At 80.0% G+C, this 893-nt stretch carries 1 pseudogene; it reads right to left on the bottom strand.

Features of this window, described 5'->3' with window-relative positions:
* A pseudogene (locus MHY29_RS12155) lies at positions 1 to 540 on the bottom strand (hypothetical protein); the annotation flags it as partial.
* Positions 541 to 893: the final 353 nt, after the last annotated feature.

Raw genomic sequence — 893 nt, 5'->3', positions numbered from 1 at the left:
GTGGACGGGGTCCGCCTTCTCCACCACGGGGGCCGTGGAGGAGACGGCCACCGGGGTGTCCGCCGGGGCGACACCCGTCGTCGGCCCGCCGAGGTCGGCCTCGACCGCCAAGCCCAGCGCCGCGGCGTGAACCGGCGCGGCGCTGGGCTTGGCGGTGGGGGCGGCCGGGGACCACGTCGAGCGGGGCGCGCTCGCTGAGCTCGAGCCGGCGGCGGACGGCGTGCCCGCTGCGGACGGGGACCAGGATCCGGACCCGTCGGTCGGCGACGGGGCACCTGCGGACGTCGACGCGCCGAGGGAGGACGACGCGGCGGCCGAGGACTCGGAGGCCGAGGCGGCGGAGGACGACGCCTCGTCCGCCTCGTCGGAGGACGCGGACGCCGTCGAGGACGGGCTCGTCGAGGCGGCGGCGGAGGAGGACGAGGAGGCGGGCGCGGGGCTCCCGGCTGCGGGCTGCTGCTCCGCGCCTCCGCACGCCGTGAGGGCGAGGGCGAGGGCGGCCAGGCCGGCGGTGAGACGGAGGCGGGGGTGGGAAGGCATGACGGGACGCTCCTGGGTGCTCTGGGGTGCCCGTCCTGGACCGCGCGCCGCGCAGGAGGGCCTCGTCCATCCTGCCAGGTCCCTCCGCCCCGACCGGTCACCGGAGGGTCACGATGCGGCCACGATGCGGACACGGCCGCGGCGCCGCCCTCCCCCGGGCTGCGCCGCGCGCCTCAGGCGGCCGGGGTGGGGGTGACCGGGTCCGTCGAGCCGCCCGTCGCCGGCAGCGGCCCGGAGGCCGTGGCGGTGCCGGTCACGTCGGCAGGCGTGGAGGGCGACGACGCCGTCGGGGCCGGGGAGGCCGTGTCCGTGGGCGCTGGGGCCGGGTCGGAGGACGGAGCGGGCTCCGACCC

Origin of the sequence: Micrococcus sp. ACRRV, assembly GCF_022346985.1 — a bacterium.
Lineage (GTDB): Bacteria > Actinomycetota > Actinomycetes > Actinomycetales > Micrococcaceae > Micrococcus > Micrococcus porci.
The sequence above is the reverse complement of the archived record's forward strand: the minus strand, read 5'-3'. Positions and strand labels throughout refer to the sequence as shown.